Annotated in this window: 7 protein-coding genes; 3 read left to right on the top strand and 4 right to left on the bottom strand. The window is 69.6% G+C overall.

All coding sequences use genetic code 11. From position 1 onward, the window contains the following. Both AC1D15_RS14070 and AC1D15_RS14065 read left to right on the top strand, forming a co-directional pair. Nucleotides 1-1,217 (top strand): DUF2399 domain-containing protein (locus tag AC1D15_RS14070; RefSeq protein ID WP_477826471.1); only part of this gene is annotated, 1,217 nt, incomplete at its 5' end. 112 nt (nucleotides 1,218-1,329) lie between these two features. Next, nucleotides 1,330-2,328: an alpha/beta fold hydrolase gene (locus tag AC1D15_RS14065; protein WP_477826470.1), complete on the top strand. Its 999-nt coding sequence runs from the start codon at nucleotides 1,330-1,332 to the stop codon at nucleotides 2,326-2,328. A gap of 33 nt (nucleotides 2,329-2,361) precedes the next feature. Here the strand turns inward: AC1D15_RS14065 and AC1D15_RS14060 are convergent, their stop codons facing one another. The 3 genes from AC1D15_RS14060 to AC1D15_RS14050 are packed head-to-tail and all read right to left on the bottom strand — an operon-like array spanning nucleotide 2,362 to nucleotide 4,367. Further along, nucleotides 2,362-3,012 (bottom strand): hypothetical protein, encoded by a 651-nt coding sequence (locus AC1D15_RS14060; protein WP_465111978.1) that lies wholly within the window; start codon nucleotides 3,010-3,012, stop codon nucleotides 2,362-2,364. Further along, nucleotides 3,009-3,413, bottom strand: a complete 405-nt coding sequence (locus AC1D15_RS14055) for a hypothetical protein (protein ID WP_465111979.1) — start codon at nucleotides 3,411-3,413, stop codon at nucleotides 3,009-3,011. Before AC1D15_RS14055 ends, AC1D15_RS14060 begins: the two co-directional genes overlap by 4 nt. 15 nt (nucleotides 3,414-3,428) lie before the next feature. Continuing rightward, the gene (locus AC1D15_RS14050) at nucleotides 3,429-4,367 is read right to left on the bottom strand and encodes an AraC family transcriptional regulator (protein ID WP_477826469.1); all 939 of its coding nucleotides are present in this window, start codon (nucleotides 4,365-4,367) and stop codon (nucleotides 3,429-3,431) included. Nucleotides 4,368-4,463: 96 nt separating this feature from the next. On the opposite strand from AC1D15_RS14050, the gene AC1D15_RS14045 reads away from it, so the two are divergent. Beyond that, nucleotides 4,464-5,225 (top strand): SDR family oxidoreductase, encoded by a 762-nt coding sequence (locus AC1D15_RS14045; protein WP_477826468.1) that lies wholly within the window; start codon nucleotides 4,464-4,466, stop codon nucleotides 5,223-5,225. 32 nt (nucleotides 5,226-5,257) lie between these two features. Here AC1D15_RS14045 and AC1D15_RS14040 read toward each other — a convergent pair. Beyond that, nucleotides 5,258-6,507, bottom strand: a 1,250-nt coding sequence (locus tag AC1D15_RS14040; protein ID WP_477826467.1) for a glycosyl hydrolase family 18 protein, incomplete at its 5' end; no start/stop codon positions are given.

Here is a 6,507-nt window from a genome sequence, read left to right as displayed (position 1 = left end):
CCGGTGCCGGCGATGCCATGACGGGCGAGCTGGTCACCAGCTACCCCGCGGCGAAGCTCAGGGAGCGCCGCGTGGCCGCTGCGGCGCCACCGGCCGCGCTGCCGCTGCTGAGCCTGCCGCAGCGCGAGATGCTGATCCGCTGGGGACGCTCGGACAGCCTGACGCGGCAATGGCTGCCGCTGCTGCGATCTGAGGAGTCGCGCGCGTCGATCGAGGAGGTCGAAGACCTTGCGACGCTGCTGCTGAACCACGGCTGGATCAGCGTCACGGATCGCCAGGGCAGGAACGGCTGGCTGCGGCAGTCGATCACCTGGCTGCACCTGCCGGTGTTGAAGCAGTTGCTGGGGCTGGGCACGCTCGAATCGCGCCGCGACCAGCGCAGCGAGCAACTGCAGGCGCTCGCGGACTGGGTCCGCTCGCACGAGGCGCTGCACGCGGCTGCGGCCGAACTGGCGGAGGGCGGCGCGGTGCTGAACCTGGCGACGCTGGCGCGCCGCATCGAGCTGCTGCAGGCGCTGGYCCGCTGGCAGGATGAGCAGCACACCGGCACGCGACGGGATTTCGAACTGCAGGCGCGCGGCAAGACCAAGTCGCTCGCGACGGCGGAGTGGCAGTGGCTGGATGCGCATGTCGACCTGCCTGCGCTGGGCATCGAGCGGTTCGCGCAGCAGGTGTGGCTGGCAGGGGCGTTCGATCTCATGTGGGCGCCCGAGCACCGCTGCGACCTGCGGGCGCTGCATTGCGTGGGGCTGGCGGCGCGTGACCTGCTGAAGCTGGTTCAGGCGGCGTCACCGGCGCAGTACTGGCTGATCGAGAACCGCGCCAGCTTCGAGCGGCAGGCGGCGCAACGCGCGGACGGTGTCGCGTTGATCTGGCTGCCGGGGCGCCCGCCGGGCGACTGGATGGCCGCAGTGGGTGCGCTGCTGGATCGGGCGCCTGCGCCGGCGCGCATCAGCGCCGATCCGGACCCGGCAGGTGTCGAGATCGCGCTGACGGCCGGCAGCCTGTGGGAGAGCCGCGGGCTGCCGTGGGAGCCGCACCTGATGGGCGTCGATCAGCTCGCGGCGGCCCGGCAGAAGCTGCCGCTGGATGATCACCACGACCCCGCCACGCTCGCCCGCATCCGCGCGAAGCCGGGCGTGCCCGAGGCATTGCGGCGGCTGTGCGAGCACATGGCGCAGGAGCAGGTGAAGGCCGAGCAGGAGGGCTGGCTGTGAAGTGCCAGGAAGCAGGCTCAGTTGGGGCCGATACCATCGTGCATCGCTCCAACATGCCTCACGGCACTGCCATCCCATGCCGATCTTCTCGTCGCAATTCTCGTCCCGCGTCTTGCGTCCGCTGCTCTCGGCCGTCGTCCTGGCAGGCACCGCATCAGGCAGCTTCGCGCAGGCCGCGGTGCCTGACGAGGCGGCCGACTACGCGCGGCCCCATGAACTGATCGACGTCGACCACGGCCGGCGGCTGAACCTGTACTGCCGCGGCAGCGGTGGCCCGGTGGTGATCTTCGAGGCCGGCCTGGAAAGTGACGGCTGGGACTGGCTGAAGGTGCATCCAGCCATCGCGAAGCTGACCACGGCCTGTGTCTACGACCGCGCCGGGTACGGTTTCAGCGACGCCGCGACCCGGCCTGCCACCCATGCGCAGGCGGGCGCGGACCTGCACGTCCTGCTCCAGCGGGCGAAGCTGAAGCCGCCGTACGTGCTGGTCGGCCACTCGATGGGCGGCCGTGTCGCCCAGCTCTACGCCTACACCTGGCCGAAGGAGGTCGGCGGCCTCGTGATCGTCGACAGCGAGCACGAGGACGAGCCCGCGCGTGGCAACCGCGTCACCGGCGGCAAGTTCTCGATGCTGCTGGCGCAGGAGAAGGCGATCGACGAGGGCTGCTACCGCGCGGTGCGCAAGGGCATGAAGGAGGGGAGCGAGGCGTACGTGCAATGCGTGGGCGACAGCTCCAACCTCTACGGGCCGGTGCTGTGGCCGGTGGTGCGCTCGGCACGGCAGGATCTCAAGCGGCAGACGGCCGTGCACGCCGAGTACCTCCAGKACCACACGAAGAGCGCGGCCCAGCTGCGTGCCGCGCGCAAGCGCTTCGGCGACCTGCCCTTGGTCTACCTGACCCGCGGCGTCAGCCCCTATGCGACGCCCGGCCAGCCCCGGAGCGAGGTCGACAAGGCCTTCGAGGCCGAGGTGCTGAAGACGCACGAGGAGGTGGTGGCGCTGTCGAGCCGCGGCGTCCATCGCGTGGTGGCCGGCGCGGGGCACGACATTCCGGCCGAGAAGCCGCAGGCGGTGATCGATGCGGTGGCCGAGGTGCTGGGGATGCGCTGATTCGAAGTCACTGGCTGCATGCTTGCCCGATTCTCACGTGGAGGGCAGCAGCAGGGTACGGCTTCGCGTGGTGTAGCGACTTGGAAGCCGAGAGCCGACGAGTCTCGTCGCCGCATCGCGATCGAACGGGATGAGCATCACGGCAATGTCGTCGATGATTCGCTCGGTGCGCCAGCCGCGGCTTGCTTCCGCGGCGATTTCGAACGGCTCCAGGACCAGGTCGCGCAGATCTTTCGATGGCGCGACGGCCACGAGAATGGCGTGAAGCCCATCCAGCTTGCGAAGCCCGTGGGGCTCTCTTGAAATGATCTGAAGGAGCTCACGCGTGTGTGCTGCCGCTTTGCCTGGCTCCCTGTGGACGAGCAGGCGCAACGGCCACAGCGCAACGCAGGCGATGCGATTCGGCTCACCCTGGCTGTATGCCGCGGCAAAGGCCTCGTCCAGCAGGCTGTCTGCGGCCTGATCGGTGGGGTTCATCTCCACGATGGACGCGATGGCCTGGCAGCGATACCAGGGGTGTTCGATGCTGCGTGCCACCTGCAGTGCCTGCCCCGGATCGTGTTCGGCGAGCCGTTGTACGTCTCCTCGTGCCAATGAGCCCCTGCCTTCAGGGCTGTTCCGCAACCGCGCGATGCATTGATCCGGTGATTCGAACGGATCGCTTTCCGGCATGTCGGCACTCACAGGCCAGGCTTCCAGAGTTTCGGCACGCCCGGGCAACTGAAGCTGCCGGAGTCGAAATACTTGTCGTGGATCGTGTCGCTGAGCAGAAGCGGCTGGCGAACCAGCACGAAGGTGAATGCAGCGGCGGCGAGCATGCCCAACACGAGACGCCGATGCCATGCCTCAGAAAGATCACCCTCGAGGCGGGCCAGCCAACCCAGCCCGAAGACGATTCCCAGCTGGAGGGTGATGCCGAAGCCGAGGCGTGACAGGTCGATCGGCGGACTGCTCCCGCAACGCAGCGAGGCGAGCCACGCATCCATTGCTGCGAGCAGGACCAAGGTCAGGAAAGGCGCCACACGCCCGAACTTCTGCGCGATGCCCGCGCCATGAGGGTGTGACCGAAGGAAGAAGTGAGACATGTTCAGGCTCAGGCGTCAGGCCGGATCGTAAAGGGTCCGGCTGGCATAGCGCCCCGGCGGCATCCCCACATGCCGCGTGAACGCCACGCCGAAGGTGCTGACCGAGCTGTAGCCGACGCGCTCGGCGATCTCGGCGATCGCAAGCTCCCGCTGCCGCAGCATCTGCCGCGCCAGCGCCATCCGCCAGGCCAGCAGGTACGCCATCGGCGCCACGCCGACGGCACGGCTGAAGCGCTCGAAGAAGGCCGAGCGCGACATCGCCGCCTCGTGCGCCAGCTGCGCGACGGTCCACGCGTCGGCCGGGCGCTCGTGCATGCGCCGCAGCGCCGGCGCGAGCTTCGGGTCGGCCAGCGCGCGCACCAGGCCCGGTGAGGCCGAGGTGCCGGCCGACCTGCCGGCCGGCACCCGCAGCGCCTCGATCAGCAGCACCTCGAGCAGGCGGGCCATCACGACCTCGCGCGCCGGCCGCTCGGCGCGGGATTCATCGCCGACCAGTTGCACCAACGTCGACAGCCGGCGCTCGCCGCGCACATGCAGCCACTGCGGCAGCAGCGGCACCAGCAGCGCCGCGTCCGGCGAGCCGAACACGCAGTTGCCGACCAGCATGCGCACATCCACCGCGCCGTTCGGGTCGCCGACGCGCGCCCCGCCGGGCATCGGCGCGATCGGCGTGGTGACGGCTTCATCCGCACGCGGTGGCTGCCGGTCGAGGCTGGAGGTCGCGAAGCCGCGCGCGGCGGGAATCAGCGCGAAGTCGCCTTCCTGCAGCGTGATCGTCTCGTCGCCACCCGGGCCGTCCATCGTCAGGCGGCAGCCGCCTTCGAGCACGACGAAGTAGAACGGCCGGCCCATCTCGGCGCGGCGCACTGCCCACGGCGCCGATGCGACGACCAGCTTCGAGAACGGTGCCCCGGGTTGCAGCATCGACACGACTTCTGCCAACGGATCGACCATGCCGGACTCTCTCGACAAATCAACGGACTCCCGAGTGTAGTCAGTCCGGTCCCGGCTCCGTATCGTGCGGGCATCGTCAATCAGATGGAGTTCCCGATGTCCAGCCAATCCAGCGTTCCCACCGTCCTGATCACCGGCTGCTCGTCCGGCTTCGGCCTGGAGACGGCACGCTACTTCCTCGACCAGGGCTGGCGCGTCATCGCGACGATGCGCACGCCGCGCGAGGACCTGCTGCCGCCCTCCGACCGGCTGCGCGTGCTGCCGCTCGACGTGACCGATGCCGAGAGCATCCGCCGCTGCGTCGGGGCGGCCGGGCCGGTCGATGCGCTCGTCAACAACGCGGGTGTCGGCCTGCTGGCGCCGCTCGAAGGCATCACGCCCGACGGCGCCCGCGCGATCTTCGAGACCAACACGCTCGGCACCATCGCGATGACACAGGCCGTGCTGCCGCAGTTTCGCGAGCGGCGCGCCGGCGTCGTCGTCAACGTCACGTCGAGCGTCACGCTGAAGCCGCTGCCGCTGCTGTCGGTCTACACCGCAAGCAAGGCGGCCGTGAACGCGTTCACCGAATCGCTTGCGCTGGAGCTGGCGCCGTTCAACGTGCGGGTGCGGCTGGTGCTCCCGGGGCGTGCACCCGGCACGAGCTTCGGCGACAACGCCCGCCAGCGCATGGCCGGCAGCGCGCACGAGGCCTATGCGGACTTCACGGCACGCGTGTTCGCCGCGGTGCGCGACACCAGCTCGCCGGTCACGCACGCGCAGGATGTCGCCGAGGCGGTGTGGCGTGCGGTGACCGACCCGGCGGCGCCGATGCGCACGCCGGCGGGGGCCGACGCGGTCGCCCTGGCGGCAACCTGACGGCCCCCTGAGTCACCGTCCCTGCGGAAGCTTCACAGCTTCGGCAGGCTCGGGATCGTCTGGTTGCAGTCCCCCTTCAGCGGCAGGTTGCGGCACACGTACTGGCCGGCCGAGTTCTCGGTGGCCGCGCCGGCCGGTGCCGGCATGTGCACGCGCTGCTTCCAGATCTGCCAGATCATGAAGCCGTCGTTCGAGCGGCCCTTGTTCTTCACGTAGTTCACCAGCGTCTCGACGTTGTAGTACGGCGTCGCCATGTTGTTGCTGCCGTTCAGCATCTCGGCGTCGTACTGCACGCCGTTCGCCGGGATCTTCAGCACCGCGCCGCCCGCGCCTTCCGGTGCGATCTCCATGCCCATGTGGATCGGGCCGCTGTAGATCGCGCGGTACGACTCGTAGCCTTCACGCGGGTCGTAGTAGTCGCCGCCGTCGTACGACATCAGGTTGACGTGGCTCAGCTTGCTGCCGCGCGTCTTGACGGCGGTGTACATCACGCCGCCGAACGGCGAGCCCCACTGCACCTTGCCCTCCTCGAACGGCGAGCCCTTCACGTAGTAGGCGCCGGTCGACCAGCCGGCCACCGAGATGCCGAGCTTCGCGCCGCGCGACTGGATCTCGGCGTAGGTCGCGTCGATGATGCCGACGATCTGCGCATCGGTGTTGCAGCTGAAGTTGGCGGCGTCGAGCTTGTTGCACGACGCGCCGTTCACCTCCCAGTCGAGGTCGACGCCCGACGCGCCGAGGTCCAGCGCCAGGTCGACGACCCCCCGGGCGTTGTAGTTCGCCCATTCGCTGCCCTGGCTGTAGGCCCAGCCGCCGAACGACAGCCACACCTGCGTGCCGCGTGCCTTCAGCGCCGCGATGTTGTTGCGCAGGTCCTGCGCCTGCTGCGCGCTGAAGAAGCGCTGGCCGTTGTTGCCGGACGCGCCTTCGGCGAACTCGAAGCCGGCGATCGACTGGTCGAACGCGTAGCTGCCCTTCACGTACGGCGTGTTCGGCTTCGCGAAGGCCAGGTTCACATGCGTGAAGTAGTTCGGGATGTTGGCCGGCACCAGGTCGTAGATGCTGGTGTTCCAGGTGCCGGAGTAGCCGATGTAGGCGCGGGCCGCCGGTGCCGGGGCCGGCGCAGGTGCGGGGGCCGGGGCGGGAGCGGGAGCCGGGGCCGGCGCTGGGGCCGGTGCCGGGGAGGGCGCCGGTGCAGGAGCCGGCGCGCCGCAGTCGTTCACCTTGGTCCACGGCTGGCCGCTGCCGGCCGGGCCGTTGTTGGACGACGGGTTCTGGCCCT

The organism is Rhizobacter sp. P2_H2 (assembly GCF_056403375.1).
The sequence above is the reverse complement of the archived record's forward strand: the minus strand, read 5'-3'. Positions and strand labels throughout refer to the sequence as shown.